Source organism: Dellaglioa sp. CoH-56-MRSF-10, assembly GCF_056782175.1.
Map to the genome: position 1 here is coordinate 15,739 of NZ_JBXAYF010000003.1, position 15,505 is coordinate 31,243.

Sequence of the window (15,505 nt, forward strand, 5' to 3'; positions counted from 1 at the left end):
TCTATTCCTCCTTCGATTTTTCGCCTTCACGAATCATTTTAATTAAATGTTCCAAACGGTTTAATGTTTTTTCAGGTGTTAAAAAGTAAAAACGTTTTAATCCTGTTTGTTTATAATCAATAAGTCCCACATTTTTTAAAACTTTCAAATGATGTGAAACTGCCGGTTGTGATAACGCCATGCGGTCAACCAGCTCAGAAACCGTTAACTCTTGCCGTGACTTAGAACCTAGCAAAATAATTAATCGTTGTCTTTTTTCATCTGCCAAAGCGTTCAAAATATCTAGATTGGAAATAAATTCCTGTAGCGCTTCGGATTGCCCTGGTTCTAATTCTTCAGCTTCCATTGTCAATCATCCCCCTATATCTATCTTCATGAATATAATAACACCACGTTAGAATTTTAGCAACCGCTTTCAGTAAACGTTTTAATTTACTGCCTAATCTTTTTTATTCATCTTAATTTGAATTCATTTAAATAAAAAAAGTGGCTCTCTACATTAGTAGAAATCCACTTCACCTATCTTACATTTTATCCATTGTTTCATTTAATAATTCATCAACTTTATTATTACCTTCATTATCTGCATGACCCTTTGTCCATTCAAAATCAACATTAGTGAAAGCTGGTATTAATTCAGCAACTTGTTGCCAAAGTTCGACATTAAGTACTGTTTGACCATCCGCTTTTTTCCAATTTCGACGTTGCCAACCTACTAACCAATTTTTTTGAATTGCATTCAAGACATACTTCGAATCTAATATAAATACGACGTGTTCTTCTCGTAATCCTAAATCAATTAATTTTTTCATAGCTTGAAGAAATGCCATAATTTCCATATGATTATTAGTTTTACCTTTTTCACCATCTGTACCAGAAAAGGTCTCACCCGGTGTTTTAATATAAAAAGCCCATGCCGCAGTATCTTCTGCTAGGACGTGACCGCCTAATTTATTACCATGATTTCTCGAACCACCATCAGTCCAGACTTGAATTGAATCTGAAGTTAAAGTTACGGATTGATGAACTGCTGTCGCACTTTTTTTACTACCTGTCGCTGTTGGTCTAGGTGCCCCATCATCCATCCAATTTTGGGCTTCATCTCGCGTTTCAAATCCTTTGTATCGTGCCCCATCGTATCCATTAACCAACTTTGCCACATCAGGCCATTTTGTGAAAATACCCGTTTTACGTCCTTTATATACTGCATAAAAATTCTTAGCCAATTTAAATCACTCCATTAGTCAGTTTATTGATTCTTTTATTGTAAGCTAAAAGGCACTAAAAATATATTTAAATAAAAAATACTCATTCTAAAGTATGCAAAAAAACCACCGTTCTAATCAACGGTGGCCATCATTTATTTAACTAAATTATGCTTTTTTTGCTGCAACTGCTGCGTCGTTAGCTTTGCTTTCTTTTAAGAAAGTAGCAAGTTCTTGTTGTTTACGACGACGGTTCTTTTTGTTTGGAGTATTAACTGGACGACGATCGTTACCGACACCTGTATGGTTGTTTGATGACATTTCGCAATCCCCCTTTCTTACAATCTCTTAATTTTAAACTGTATTCAGAAATAATTCAAGTTAATCATTAATTTCTTATAATGGACTCAAAAAATTAAGTTCATAAATAAAAAAAGATAACCGGCAGTAAGTCGATCATCCTCTATGAATACTGCTCAGGTAGGGATCGAACCTACGACATCTTGATTAACAGTCAAGCGTTCTACCGCTGAACTACTGAGCAATCTTTATAATTCATTTCTGTCTATACTATTTTATACCATAGGTTAACCTATTTTGTAAAGATATTTTTGGTAATATTTACTCAATATGATTGTCTTTTAATATCGCATTCAAATCATTTTGAGCTTCTTCTGTTTTATGCCACTCTTGATATTCAGTAAATGCTTCTAGTGGCATTTCAAAATTTTGATTAATATATTTTTCATAATTAATAACGTGTGATGATCTGGGAATATTTAACTGTAGAATACGGACTTCTTTCAATAAATCTCTTTGAACTGCAAGTTCTGCTCTCCCATTTTGTACCATGTTCGATAATTCAAAATATTTAGAACCATCTTTTCTAGTAATTTCTTCAATTAATGATAAAACTTCATGACTTTTCATATTGAACCCAACTTTCTACATCTATTCTCTTAATTAAGTATAAACACATTTGACAATAAGTACAACAAGCACAAAAAAAGCCACTACATCGCAATAGTGGCTAGCATAAGAGAGAAAGAGAATTGATAAAGGTAATTCATATACCTTACAAACTTAAGATAACATCAAATGTAAGCGTTGTCAATAGTTTGTATTAAAAAAGTGCTGTCGAATGATCTACGCCAACACTTTCCTATTATTTCGTATTATCTGGATGAACAATACTTGTTGGGTTCTCAATAATATGACTTATTGAATGCCCTGATATATTTACTAAACTAAAGAATACCACAGCGACTAAAATCACAGCTGTTAGCACCTTACTTGGTTTAGACATTTTTTCATTTAAAACAGAGCCATAGAAATCCTTTTTTACCTTTTCGGTAATAACTTGCTTTGAAACGCCTAAATTTGCTTCATCAGCACTTTCTTTGTCTACTTGGTTAATAAGATAGTCATCGATACTAAACGCTTTTTGAGCCTCTTTTTGTTTCTTTTGGTACGCTGTTTTTTCTTTTTTTGATAATTTTTTAAACCAATCAATATAAGCTTTATATTTAGTGACAACTTCTTTAGTAGGACCAACTTGTTTTAAATCACCATATTGGATCCATGCGACACGATCGCATAGCATTTCAATTTGTTTTAATGAATGACTAACAAAAATAATTGTTTTTCCTTGTTCTTTAAATTCGTTAATTTTATCAACACATTTTTGATAAAAAGTATCATCGCCAACTGACAATGCCTCATCAATAATCAAAATATCAGGATCAATATGCACGGCAATAGCAAAGCCTAAACGAGATTTCATCCCACTAGAATAGCTTTTAACGGGTTGATAAACAAAATCACCTAAATCAGCAAAATTAATAATTTCATCTAAAATATCATCAATTTGTTGGTTAGTTAGACCCTGCATTAAACCTTTTAATCGAATATTTTCTAATCCGGTTAGTTGGCCTCTCAATCCAGCGCCGATAGCAATAATAGAAGTTTCTCCGCGAACATCTACAATACCGGTTGTTTGTGGAATAATCCCCGAAATAATATTGGATAACGTTGATTTACCTGAGCCGTTAACGCCAATTAAACCAAGTGTTTCTCCACTCATAACATCCATCGAGATTCCTTTAAGAGACCAAAAATGAGGTACCGTCGTACTTTTAAAAGAAAAGAATGATTTGATATGTTCAGATTTTGTTTTAAATAAGTCATATTCTTTTGTGACATTTTTTACTCTAATTTTATAATCGACCATTTTTTCAACTTCCTAAAAACGTATTTTCTTACAATTGTCATCATGTTACTAGACTTACTATCAGCCGTCAAGCAAGCACAAAACACAAATAGAACCAATCCATTTATTTTAACGCTTTAAATGAATTAGTTCTACATATGGATGATAATTTTATTTATTTTTTAATAAACTTGCAGCTGCTTCATCAACAATGACAACTACATCATCATGATTTTGTAAGAAACTTGCAGGTAGGTCTTCTGTTATAGGGCCTTCAATCATTCCCTTAATAGCTTCTGCCTTACTTTCACCAAAAGCTTCAAGTAAAATCTTGTGCGACTTCATGATTGATCCAATACCCATTGAATAAGCATATTCAGGAACATCATTTTCGTTATCAAAGAAACGTGCATTTGATTTGATCGTTGACTCCGTTAAATGAACTTTATGTGTCAAGCTATCTTCAGCTGTTCCAGGTTCATTGAATCCAATATGACCATTTTTACCAATACCCAAAATTTGTAAATCAATTGGATTATCTTCAATAATTTTGTCATAACGTTTTGTTTCTTTTTCTGAATCACTTTCAAGACCATTAGGTAAGTAAGATGTCTTAAATGGTTTTTTACTAAATAAATTTTCATTCATAAAGTAACGGTAACTTTGTGAATCTTTTTCACCTAAACCAACATATTCATCTAAGTTAACTGATGTTGAATCCGTAAAATCTAAGTCACTGGCTGTAATTGCGGCATAGGTTGTTAATGGTGTGCTTCCTGTAGCAAGTCCAAAGACTTTAGCATTTGCTTCTTTAGCAGCTTTAAAAATTTCGTAGCCTTTTTGGCCACCCTCGTTTTGGTCTTTAACAATAATTAATTTCATTTGATTGTCCTCTTTTCAATTATTTATTCCTCTAATTGGTATAGTCCAATAATACAATATCATTTTAAAAAAAGCAATAGGTCTATACCAAATAATAAACAAAAAAATGATACTACCCTTAAACAGGTAATATCATTTCTTCAATCTATCTTATTCGACAGTAACACTCTTAGCTAAATTACGAGGTTTATCAACATCATAGCCACGGTTTAGGCTTGTATAGTAAGCCAATAATTGTGCAGGCACAATACTTACTAACGGTGTTAATAAGTCAGAAACATCTGGTAATACAATTTGATCACCCTCGTTTGCTAATGTCTCTGTTGAGATGATAATTGTATTTGCTCCACGAGCCAAGACTTCTTGAACATTGCCTCGTGTATGACTTGCAGTCGGTTTATCAGTAATAATAGCTACAACTGGTGTGCCTTCTTCAATCAAGGCAATAGTTCCATGTTTTAATTCACCAGATGCAAAACCTTCCGTTTGAACATAAGAGACTTCTTTTAATTTAAGTGCAGCTTCAATTGAAACATCGTAATCAATACCACGACCAATATAGAAAGCGTTACGCGTTTCACTTAAGAATTCTTTCGCTAAGTCATTAATTGAGTCTTTATCATCAACCATAGCTTGCATAGCATTTGCAACCATTGTTAATTCATGATAAACATCAAAATTAAGAGCTTTTGTTTGTTTTGTAACTGTTCCTAACGCTTTTGCTAAAAGTGCTTCAACGGCAATTTGAGCTGTATATGCCTTAGTTGAGGCAACTGCTATTTCAGGACCAGCATGTAATAATAACGTATATGTTGCCTCACGAGAAAGTGTAGAATTTGCTGAATTTGTAATTGTTAAACTTGGGTACATCATTTCGTTAACTTTTACAAGAACCTGACGGCTATCAGCTGTTTCACCACTTTGTGATAAGAAAATAAAGAATGGTTTTTCTGAAAGTAATGGCATATGATAACCAAATTCTGAAGCAACATGTACTTCTGTTGGTACATTAGCTAAACCTTCAAATAATTCTTTTCCAACTAATCCGGCATGGTAACTTGTCCCTGCAGCAACAATATAGATGCGATCAGCAGCTTTCATTGCGTTTAAAATACTATCATCAATTTTAACAGTTTCTTCATTTTCAACATACTCACTCAATAAACGTCGCATAACAGCTGGTTGTTCATCGATTTCTTTTAGCATGTAGAATGGATATGCGCCTTTTTCTGAATCGCTATCATCCATTTCAACATGATATGAATCACGTGATACGGCTTCACCAGCTTTATTTTCAATTTCAATAGAGTCAGGTTTAACAATAACCATTTCACCATCCATGAGTTCAATGAAGTCATGTGTTTCTTTCAACATTGCCATGGCATCACTGCAGACAACATTAAAGCCATCCCCAACACCAATTAATAAAGGACTCTTATTCTTAGCCACAAACAATGTTTCTGGTTCTTCACGATCCATCATCAAGAAAGCATATGAAGAACCTTCAAGTAATGATAAAACTTTTTTGAATGCTTGTTTAGCAGTTAAATTTTCTTTATTTGCAAAATATCCAATTAATTGAACAACAACCTCAGTATCTGTTTCACTAACAAAATTTACGTCTTTTAAATATTGTTCTTTTAACTCAGAAAAATTAGTGATAACGCCATTATGTACAAGGTAAAAGCGGCCATCTTCAGAAACATGAGGATGGGCATTAAATTTACTTGGTACGCCATGTGTTGCCCAACGCGTATGTCCAATTCCAGCAGTTCCATGAACCTTATCATCAATGGCCGACTTCAAATTCGAAATACGTCCAGCCTCTTTAACAAGGTAATCTTCACCCGTTTTGTTATCAACAAAAATACCGGCTGAATCATAACCACGGTATTCTAATTTTTCCAAACCATTAATTAAAATTTCAACAGTATTCGTTTTTCCTGTTACGCCAACAATTCCACACATAGTTTATGTCATCCTTTTTTTAAATGTATTTTTTATTATTATTTTAAAATTGGTATAGATGTTTAAAAAACAAGTAACCCTTATCAATATCTATTAATATACCTTTCTGATATTTTTTTGTCAAGAATTAATATATTGGTCTATATTTTAAATCAACTTTAAAATAAAAAAAGAGTCATTTGAATTTTCATTCAAATGACTCTTTCGCTTAATTTCTAAACGCCCATTTCAGTTTGAACTGTTTGCACAATTCGATCAACATAAGCTTTAACTTCTTTTTCTGTTGGTGCTTCGGCCATAACACGTAATAAATTTTCAGTTCCACTAGGTCTCACAAGAACTCGGCCATCGCCGGCCATTTCTGCTTCAACTTCTGCAATACTATCTTTAATTTTTTGATTATCTAATGCAGCTTGCTTATCTGTCACTCTAACATTCACAAGTTCTTGTGGATAAGTCTGAACAGCTGCAGCTAATTCAGATAACTTCTTGCCTGTTTTCTTCATAACATTTAGCAATTGAATAGCAGTTAGCATCCCATCACCAGTTGTATTGTAATCTAAGAATACAATATGTCCAGATTGTTCGCCACCAATGTTGTAACCGTCAGCACGCATTTTTTCAACAACATAACGATCACCAACTTGTGTTTTAACTGATGTTAAATCAGCTGCTTCAAGTGCTTTGTATAGTCCAATATTACTCATAACAGTTGTCACAACTGTTTCTTTTTTCAAGCGACCACGTTCATTCATGTATAATCCACAAATGTACATAATTTTATCGCCATCAATAATATTACCTAATTCATCAACAGCAATACATCTATCACCATCGCCATCAAAAGCAATCCCGGCTTCAAGCTTATTTTCAACTACAAATTTAGCTAATCCTTCTGGATGTGTTGAACCAACGCCATCATTAATATTTAATCCATCAGGCGAAGTTGCCATTGTTTCAAATTCAGCATTTAAATCAGCAAACAAACGTGAAACAAGTCCACTTGTTGCGCCATTAGCTGAATCAATTCCAACATGAATTCCTTCTAAATCATCAGGAATTGTTTGTTCCAAAAATTGTGTATATTTCAGTACACCTTCTGGATAATCTGCTAATACTCCAAGGCCTTCACCTTCTGGTCTTGGCAAATCATCAGAATCTTTTTCTAATAAAACTTCAATTTCTTCTTCTTGTTCATCAGATAGTTTATAACCATCCGCACCAAAAAATTTAATGCCGTTATCTTGAACGGGATTATGTGAAGCTGAAATCATAATTCCAGCAACTGCATTTTGGGCACGTACAAGGTACGCTACACCAGGTGTTGAAATAACGCCTAATGAGAGTACTTCAATCCCAACTGATAATAACCCTGAAATCAAAGCTTGTTCAAGCATTTGACCAGAGATTCGTGTATCACGCGCAACAAGCACTTGTGGTCTATCGTTATTTTCAAGTTGTGCATGCTCTGATAGAACATACCCACCTAAACGTCCCAATCTAAATGCTAACTCAGGACTTAGTTCTTTATTTGCAATTCCTCTAACACCATCTGTACCAAAATATTTCATTATTTTCTCCTCACTAATTAATTAATTTAATGCGTTCGTTGATTCACTTGAACTACTTGAACTATCAGAACTTGTCGATGAAGACGAAGTAGCACTTTCACTACTTTCTGAACTGGTTTCAGAGCTCGTCGATGTCTGATCAGTTGTTGTTTCACTACTTTCAGTTTTTGATGCTGCGGTTCCACCAGAAGCACTAATTTTTACTTTAACAGATTCTGGATTTGATGAAATTAAATTATTCTTATCCAAATCGATACTAATTGTTTTCGTAACGGAATCACTAATCTTATTAATTGGTACCACAACATCAAGTTTACTTAATTTGCTTAAGGTTGATTCTGTACCCGTTACCGTTACTTGTTTTGTATCACTTGAAAACTTATACGTCTTCCCAGATACGCCAGTTCCACTTGAAACAAAATTCAAAGGTAATTTTTTAGTGGTTTTAGTACTCTCAACCGGTATTGTAACACCGACTGTTGATGGGGTCATGACGACATTTAAAGTTTTACCATTTACATCTAAGGCCTCAAGTAAGACTTCTTGTGAAATTGTTGACTTGATCTGATTGCTGCTGACATTTACTTGTGCAACCACTTCTGAAATAGCATTCACATCGCCTTCCGCACCGGATGCAGAAATCGTATTATTATCTAAAACAGGCGTCCCACTCTTATACCCTTGCGCTAAACGACGTTCATTAAATTTCACCTGAATAGGGAATGTCGTTGTCTTACGTTTTTGTATATTAACAGAAATTGTAGCGGGACTAATTTTATAACTAATTTCTTTGTTTAATCCTTCTGCTTGTAACTTAACAACATGTTTTCCAGGATTTAAACCCTTTAAATCAGCAAACACTCTAAAGTTTTGTGTATTCACAGTTGTTGTAATTAAAGCGCCAGGACCGTCCAATGTTAATTTTACATTTTTAGGATATCCAGTAATAAAGTATTTATCACTATCGGCCGTAATTTGTAGGCCAGCCTCAATCGTTTTTGATTCATTTGCAACTAGACTCGTTGTTTTTGAATCGGAAAAATTATTTGTATTTGCTAACTGATCATAATTAACATAAACAAATAATAAAATTGCTAAAATTAAAGAGGTTCCAATAAAAAATGAGCGACTATTAAAAAATTTATTTAGATTCATTTTTTATCCCCCTTACGCCCGAAATGTTCAAAAAATTCCCAGAAAGGGTTGTTCTTTTTAGGTTCATCATCTTTAATTAATTCAGTATTCAATAATTTAAGGTAATCTTCTTGTGATAAATCACGAATAAGTTCGTTATTTCGCGTAATTGTCACTGAACCTGTTTCTTCTGACACAACAATCGTAATTGCGTCGGTTACTTCACTGATACCTACTGCAGCACGATGCCGAGTTCCTAATTCTTTTGGAATTAAGTTACTTTCAGATAATGGTAAGTAAGCCGCCGCAACAGCTATTTTATTATCTTTAATAATTACCGCGCCATCATGCAATGGTGTATTGGGAATGAAAATATTGATTAATAATGCACCCGTAATTTCAGCATCTAATGCAATTCCGGTTTCAATATAATCTTCCAATCCAGTGTTCATTTGGATAGTAATTAATGCCCCAATTCGACGTTTTGACATATATTGAATAGCTGAGTCTAGTCCAGCAATCATATGTTCTTCGTCTTTGTTTTTCTGTTTACCTCTTGAAAAAAATGATCCACGACCAAGATGTTCCAATCCACGTCTTATTTCCGGTTGGAAAATAACAACCATGGCGATAACACCCCAATTGATAACTTGATCCATAATCCAAGATACAGTTTGTAGCCCAACGACCACACTAATTAGCTTAATCACAACAATAATTATGATTCCTCTAAAAAGTTGAACCGCTTTTGTTCCTCGTAAAAGTACCATGAGTTCATAAACAACAAACCAGACAACGATAATATCTAGTATATTGACCATATGCCCCCACGTTACAAGACCACCCCAGTTAATGGACATCACTCGGCCTCCTCTATTTTATTAACCGTTTTATTATACCACGTTGTTAGATTTGTTTCCTCATCCCGCCATATTTTCTATTATCTACCGGATTATTAATTTGATTTCATCTCATTTTTTGCTACACTGAAGTTACTATAGAAAAGGATGACCATTATGATAAATACAAATGTAAAGCACGGTATCAGATTATTTTTTATATGTTACTTAATTATTATTTACTTATTCGTTTACAACCAACAATCACCTTTTAATTTTTTACTCTTAAATACATTTTTAGGTTATCTGCCAATTGAATTAGCTTTTCACATCAAAGATAAATTATCAAATACTTATTTTTGGCTGTTAACAGCAGCTTGGCTATTCTTTTATCCGAACGCGCCTTACCTATTAACTGATATTTTTCATTTAAGCTTACTGCATCCCTATGACATAATGACAGGATTAATTAAATTAGATATTCATATGTGGCTAAACTATACTTATTTGTTGGTAAGTACCTTATCATGTACGTTACTTGCACTCGTTGGATTTTCTCAAATTGCCGACCAAATTAAAGAACGACTACACTTAACACCTTATTATTTTCGTTATGTCGTTATATTTGGCCTAACTATTTTGTCATCTGTCGGTGTCTATATTGGTCGTTTTTTAAGATTACACACTGTTTACCTACTAACATCACCAAAATTAACATTAAAATTGATTGCCGATATGTGGACAATTAAAATGTTAGCTTTTGTCGTTTTACTAACAATAGTCCAACTAGTTATTATCATTTGCTTAGAAGTCTATAGAAAAACAATAAAATAGGTGTAACTCGCATATAAATTGCGAGTTACACCTATTTTTTAGTCCTCTTCAGAAAGCATAATAACATTTTCAGAATAATTAATATATTCACGTAAACTTGACGCTAATGACCATGTAATATAGCCTCGTTCCATCAATTCCTGCATCGCAGAACGTTCAGCCGCAATAGCCTTTAATCTAAGTTGGTAACTTTGTTCCTCAGATTCGGCTTGATTAATATTTTTGGTCCGTTTTAATGTTTCGATACGATTACGATAATAAACAATCAAATGATACATAGCTTGCTGCTTAAATTGTTGATTGCCATCATCAGATTTTTTAACATACGTTGATAGTGCTTTAATAGCTGCTTTTGCTAAAGCTTTTTCTATATTTCGTCGTTCATAAACCATTTTTAATTCTTTTTCAGAATAGAGTGTCCGTCTCACAACCTTACCTAATTGAACAAAGGCATGATTAATATTTCTAACCGTTACAAATGAGATTTTCCGATTATTAATTTGACCTAATTTCGCTTTTTGTTTCATAATTTTCTTACTAATAATTGAATAGTTTTTATTACTAATAGCCTGCTTTAATCTCATTTTATCTAACGCTTCGAGTTCTCCATCTAAAGCAATTCGCCTAATGTCTGCTTCTTCCTCAACAATTTGGCGTAATCGTTCATCATCCTGATCAGAAAACTCAAGTCGACGAATCATAAATTGATATTCTAAAATTAATTCATAGGCAACTTTTTGATTAGATTCTCGTCGTTCAGATTCCAAGCGACTAATAGCAACTCGCATAATATAAATACGAGCTTGCTTTTCATTGAACTGCGTATCTCCGCTATCACTAGTTATGATAGCATCCTCATCTTCAACTAAAGTAGCATCAGGAACCTCATTACTGGTTTTCATTATTCCTTTTTCTTTAGTTAAAAGAGGTAATATCAAAATTGCGGCTACTAAACTTAAAATAATCACGCCACCAGCAATAAATAACATTAATGAACGCTCTGGAAAAGCAGCACCTGTTTTTATTATCGTTGGGACTGTTAACACACCAGCCATTGTAATTGCACCACGAACACCTGAAAATCCTGATATTAACGCAATACGCCAACTTGGCTTTGCCTTATTTTTTGATTTATTTTTCTTAGAAATTAATAACATATTAATATACGTCCAAACAACACGAATCACGACTAAAAAGAGCCAGACGACAAAAACATCAATAATAGCCGAAAGAGTACTACTATTGTTATCTTCTAATGTCTTTGACATCGCAATTGGTAATTCAATTCCAAGAATAATAAACACAAATCCATTCAGGAGATAAACCACAATTTCCCAGGTTTTTTCAGTTACTAACTTAATTTCAGGTAAGTACGTCGCGAAAGTATTCTTACGCATACTAGAGATAACGCCAGCGACAACTACCGAAATAACACCTGATGCATGCAAAAATTCTTCCGTAAAAAGAAAAATGATGAAAGGTGTTAAAATTTGTAATATCGTATTAAAAACAACATCATTAATCCCTTGCCTCATTAAAAAATCTCGTATTGTTGAAATCAGCAACATTAACACTGCTCCCGAGATAAAACCAACAATCGCAATATACGTAAAATCACCAAGCGCCTGTCCAAATGAAAAATAGCCAGTAACCGCAGCAGCAATCGCGTATTTAAAGGCAATTAATCCACTTGCGTCATTAATTAAACTTTCACCACTAACCAAATTTAAAATATTACTTGGTAATTTTGCTTTTTCAGCAATCGATTGCACAGCAACTGGATCCGTTGGTGACAAAATAGCTGCCAGTGCGAATCCAACTGCTAATGGCATTTTTGGAATCAAAAGATGAATGAAAAATCCAACTACCACAGTTGTTAAGAAAACCAATAATATGGCATTCGCAAAAATGGAACCTCTTAATTTCCACAATTCACGTTTTGGAAATTTTCGACCATCATTAAATAATAGTGGCGCAATAAAGAGTAATAAGAACCAATCTGTTTCTAACTCAATTGAGACTTTAAAAATTAAGGCAACGACAAAGCCTAATGCTATCTGGATCAATCCAACGGGTATTGAAACCAGATAATGACTGATAACATTTGATAGTAAAACAAGTGCAGCTAAAACAATAACCGATTCAAGTAGCGGCATTTACCATCTTCCTTTCTACTTTAGTCTTCTCCGATAATTCTAACTTCCGTTTCTAATCTAACCTTAAATTTTTCCCACACAACGTTTTGAACATGCTTAATAACATCCATATAATCTGTTGCAGTAGCGCCGTCTACATTAACAATAAACCCGGCATGTTTCTTTGATACTTGTGCGCCACCAATTTGGTAGCCTTGTAACCCAGCTTCGTGAACTAGTACACCAGTATAGTGTCCATCAGGTCGCTTAAAAACACTTCCACATGATGGGTACTCTAAAGGTTGTTTAGATGCACGTAAAAAGTTAAACTCATCCATTTTTTCACGGATATCATATTTATTACCTTCTTTTAATACAAAGGTTGCTTCTAATATGATGTCATTATCATCTTGAATTTGACTATGACGATAGTCAAAGTTCATTTCTTCGTTAACTAGTGTTTTCACATAACCAGTACGTGTAATAACACTAACTTCACTCAATACCTGGCTGATATCACCATCATATGCACCAGCATTCATAAATACGGCACCACCAACACTCCCAGGAATCCCAGCAGCAAATTCAAAATTAGTCAAGCCAGCTTGGTAAGCTTCTTCTGTTGTCTCAATAAGTGAGGCACCAGCTTGCGCTATAATTTTCGTCCCAGATACAGCAATTTTATCCATATCCGTTAAAATGATTACAAGTCCACGAATACCGCCATCTTTCACAACTAGATTACTCGAATTTCCTAAAACAGTTAAAGGAATACCATTTTCATTGGCTGTATTCACCAAAATTTTAACATCTGACACTGCATCAGGAAAAGCTAAAAGATCAGCCATCCCTCCCGTTTCAGTATTTGTATATTTAGCAAGTGGTTCATTTTTTAAAATTTTAATAGATGGAAATAGTTCTACAAAAGTGTCAATTATCATTATTTATTCGATTCCTTTCAACATTTAGCAATTCCTTCTAGTTTAACACGTTCAATGTTTATTTTTCTATTTTAACGCACAAACAAGCGACTTTTAATTGTATAACCTAACTGTTATACTTTATTAACATTATTAGACCGAGTATTTTAATAACCTTATCAGTCATATCGAATTAAAAAGGAGTTAATTATGAATTTTGTTACAATGGATTTTGAAACTGCTAATAATCAGCGTCATAGCGCCTGTTCAATTGCTTTAACAGTTGTTCGAAATAATCAAATCGTTGATGAATTTTATTCACTTATTAAACCGGAAACACCTTTTAATTGGCGTAATGTTCAAATTCATGGTATTCACGAAGAAGACGTTGAATTTGCACCAAAGTTTCCAGAACTATGGTCACATATTTCGCCACTTTTCCAGAACAATAGTTTAATCGTGGCACATAATGCCCCCTTTGATAACAGTATTTTGCATAATACATTGGGTTATTATGGATTAGAGACACCCCAATTTTTATTGTTAGATACGGTTAGAACAAGTCGTAAATTATTCCCAGAATTTCCAAATCATAAATTAAATACGGTTTGTGATGAATTGGGAATCACGTTAACAAATCATCACAATGCCTTAGATGATTCCGTTGCTTGTGCCAATATCTTACTCTATCAAGAACACGAATTTGGACAAGAAATTTTAAAACCATTTGTGAAGCCAGCATAATCAAATTTAAGCACATTAATAGGGCTACTGTTTAAACTGTTATATGATGACCGTAATCAAACCAAATTGGGGGAAATTACAATGTCAATTTATGATTATCAGGTTACACTAGAAAATGGTGAAACTTATTCATTAGAAAAGTACAAGGATCACCCTTTATTAATTGTTAATACAGCCACTAAATGTGGTTTTGCGCCACAATTTAAACAATTAGAAGAATTATATGAGGATTATCAAGACCAAGGATTAGTGGTACTTGGGTTTCCATCGAATCAATTCCATCAAGAAGTCGATAATGATGCGCAAGCAGCAGCTACCTGTCGTATGACATATGGCGTTAGTTTTCCAATGCATACCATTCAAAATGTAAATGGAGAAGATGCGTTACCACTATTTAAATACCTGACTGATGAAACGCAAGGCGTGTTGGGTAGCTCAATTAAATGGAACTTCACTAAATTTTTAGTTAATCGTGATGGACAAGTTGTTAAACGTTATGCACCTAAGACTAATCCTTTAAAGATGAAACCAGAAATCGAAAAATTGGTTAAATAAAAACAAGTTAGCTGATACCCCCATTTAGAGGCTATCAGCTAACTTGTTTTTTTAGTTGAAATGGGCCAACATATTATCATATTGTAATCCATTACTTTCTAATTCGATAGTACGTAAATTATCATCATGATCATCTTTCAATAATGTAATTTTTAACCAATCATTTGGTAATTCATCCTGAATAAATTCAGACCATTCAACAACACTCACACCATCAGAATTAAAATATTCATCTAACCCTAAATCTGCGCCGCCCATCCCTTCAAGTCGGTAAACATCCATATGAAATAACGGCAAACGGCCCTCACGATATTCTCTCACAATTGGAAATGTTGGACTTTTAACGTTCCGCTTGATCCCTAACCCAACGGCTAAGCCTTTAGCAAAAGTTGTCTTTCCTGCGCCTAAATCACCATCCAATAACAAAATCATATTAGGTTCAACAAGCTGTCCAATTTTTTCGGCAATTTCTTGTGTTTCTTCTACAGAACTGACTTCAATATTCATTA

16 protein-coding genes and 1 tRNA gene are annotated in these 15,505 nt (G+C 33.8%); 3 read left to right on the forward strand and 14 right to left on the reverse strand.

The genetic code is table 11. The annotated features are described in order from the left end of the window. Window position 1: 1 nt before the first annotated feature. The 11 genes from AC1RP4_RS03775 to cdaA form a co-directional block, all read right to left on the reverse strand. Window positions 2-346 (reverse strand): ArsR/SmtB family transcription factor, encoded by a 345-nt coding sequence (locus AC1RP4_RS03775; RefSeq protein WP_409022250.1) that lies wholly within the window; start codon window positions 344-346, stop codon window positions 2-4. Window positions 347-524: 178 nt separating this feature from the next. Continuing rightward, window positions 525-1,226 carry a ribonuclease H family protein gene (locus AC1RP4_RS03780; protein ID WP_481761424.1) on the reverse strand — a complete coding sequence of 234 codons (702 nt, stop codon included), beginning with the start codon at window positions 1,224-1,226 and terminating at the stop codon, window positions 525-527. Between the two features lie 147 nt (window positions 1,227-1,373). Beyond that, window positions 1,374-1,526 carry a hypothetical protein gene (locus AC1RP4_RS03785; protein ID WP_409022248.1) on the reverse strand — a complete coding sequence of 51 codons (153 nt, stop codon included), beginning with the start codon at window positions 1,524-1,526 and terminating at the stop codon, window positions 1,374-1,376. A 151-nt stretch (window positions 1,527-1,677) separates the two neighbouring features. After that, a tRNA-Asn gene (locus AC1RP4_RS03790) sits at window positions 1,678-1,749 on the reverse strand. Between the two features lie 77 nt (window positions 1,750-1,826). Continuing rightward, entirely contained in the window at window positions 1,827-2,135 is a 309-nt protein-coding gene (locus AC1RP4_RS03795; protein ID WP_409022247.1) for a hypothetical protein, read from the reverse strand. A gap of 235 nt (window positions 2,136-2,370) precedes the next feature. Beyond that, complete coding sequence (locus tag AC1RP4_RS03800; protein WP_481761425.1) at window positions 2,371-3,435, reverse strand: ABC transporter ATP-binding protein; 1,065 nt, start codon at window positions 3,433-3,435, stop codon at window positions 2,371-2,373. 150 nt (window positions 3,436-3,585) lie between these two features. Further along, complete coding sequence (locus AC1RP4_RS03805; RefSeq protein ID WP_481761426.1) at window positions 3,586-4,296, reverse strand: glucosamine-6-phosphate deaminase; 711 nt, start codon at window positions 4,294-4,296, stop codon at window positions 3,586-3,588. Window positions 4,297-4,446: 150 nt separating this feature from the next. Then, window positions 4,447-6,264, reverse strand: coding sequence for a glutamine--fructose-6-phosphate transaminase (isomerizing) (gene glmS, locus AC1RP4_RS03810; protein WP_481761427.1), 1,818 nt, complete (start codon window positions 6,262-6,264; stop codon window positions 4,447-4,449). 215 nt (window positions 6,265-6,479) lie between these two features. After that, the gene (gene glmM / locus AC1RP4_RS03815) at window positions 6,480-7,835 is read right to left on the reverse strand and encodes a phosphoglucosamine mutase (RefSeq protein WP_409022243.1); all 1,356 of its coding nucleotides are present in this window, start codon (window positions 7,833-7,835) and stop codon (window positions 6,480-6,482) included. Window positions 7,836-7,856: 21 nt separating this feature from the next. Beyond that, complete coding sequence (locus AC1RP4_RS03820; RefSeq protein WP_481761428.1) at window positions 7,857-8,990, reverse strand: CdaR family protein; 1,134 nt, start codon at window positions 8,988-8,990, stop codon at window positions 7,857-7,859. Then, window positions 8,987-9,829, reverse strand: a complete 843-nt coding sequence (gene cdaA, locus AC1RP4_RS03825) for a diadenylate cyclase CdaA (RefSeq protein ID WP_409022241.1) — start codon at window positions 9,827-9,829, stop codon at window positions 8,987-8,989. Before cdaA ends, AC1RP4_RS03820 begins: the two co-directional genes overlap by 4 nt. Before the next feature lie 156 nt (window positions 9,830-9,985). Here cdaA and AC1RP4_RS03830 point away from each other — a divergent pair, with 156 nt between their 5' ends. Next, entirely contained in the window at window positions 9,986-10,642 is a 657-nt protein-coding gene (locus AC1RP4_RS03830; RefSeq protein ID WP_481761429.1) for a DUF1361 domain-containing protein, read from the forward strand. A 38-nt stretch (window positions 10,643-10,680) separates the two neighbouring features. Here the strand turns inward: AC1RP4_RS03830 and AC1RP4_RS03835 are convergent, their stop codons facing one another. After that, the gene (locus tag AC1RP4_RS03835) at window positions 10,681-12,798 is read right to left on the reverse strand and encodes a cation:proton antiporter (RefSeq protein WP_481761430.1); all 2,118 of its coding nucleotides are present in this window, start codon (window positions 12,796-12,798) and stop codon (window positions 10,681-10,683) included. Window positions 12,799-12,818: 20 nt separating this feature from the next. After that, window positions 12,819-13,718 carry a UDP-N-acetylmuramate dehydrogenase gene (gene murB / locus AC1RP4_RS03840; protein ID WP_481761431.1) on the reverse strand — a complete coding sequence of 300 codons (900 nt, stop codon included), beginning with the start codon at window positions 13,716-13,718 and terminating at the stop codon, window positions 12,819-12,821. Between the two features lie 189 nt (window positions 13,719-13,907). Between murB and AC1RP4_RS03845 the strand changes: the two genes are divergently transcribed. Continuing rightward, complete coding sequence (locus tag AC1RP4_RS03845) at window positions 13,908-14,441, forward strand: 3'-5' exonuclease (protein ID WP_409022237.1); 534 nt, start codon at window positions 13,908-13,910, stop codon at window positions 14,439-14,441. Window positions 14,442-14,522: 81 nt separating this feature from the next. Beyond that, window positions 14,523-14,996 (forward strand): glutathione peroxidase, encoded by a 474-nt coding sequence (locus tag AC1RP4_RS03850; RefSeq protein ID WP_481761432.1) that lies wholly within the window; start codon window positions 14,523-14,525, stop codon window positions 14,994-14,996. Between the two features lie 51 nt (window positions 14,997-15,047). Here AC1RP4_RS03850 and tsaE read toward each other — a convergent pair whose 3' ends face one another. Beyond that, window positions 15,048-15,503, reverse strand: coding sequence for a tRNA (adenosine(37)-N6)-threonylcarbamoyltransferase complex ATPase subunit type 1 TsaE (gene tsaE / locus AC1RP4_RS03855; RefSeq protein WP_481761433.1), 456 nt, complete (start codon window positions 15,501-15,503; stop codon window positions 15,048-15,050). Between the last annotated feature and the right edge of the window lie 2 nt (window positions 15,504-15,505).